1 tRNA gene is annotated in these 226 nt (G+C 50.0%); it reads left to right on the forward strand.

Annotated elements, in window-relative coordinates:
* Positions 1–147 precede the first annotated feature (147 nt).
* Positions 148–224, forward strand: a tRNA-Arg gene (locus tag HFD95_RS21920).
* The last annotated feature ends 2 nt before the right edge of the window (positions 225–226 follow it).

Genomic DNA, 226 nt, shown 5'->3' on the forward strand with positions numbered 1-226 from the left:
CATCCATAGCTCAGCTGGATAGAGTACTCGGCTACGAACCGAGCGGTCGGAGGTTCGAATCCTCCTGGATGCACCATTCTTTGTAACATCCTCAGGTTGGTTTCTGTAAGTCCATAAAAATTTGTACCTCAAAAGATAGACCCCAATGCATCCATAGCTCAGCTGGATAGAGTACTCGGCTACGAACCGAGCGGTCGGAGGTTCGAATCCTCCTGGATGCACCATC

Origin of the sequence: Pantoea sp. EKM10T, from assembly GCF_011800685.1 — a bacterium.
GTDB classification, from domain to species: domain Bacteria; phylum Pseudomonadota; class Gammaproteobacteria; order Enterobacterales; family Enterobacteriaceae; genus Pantoea; species Pantoea agglomerans.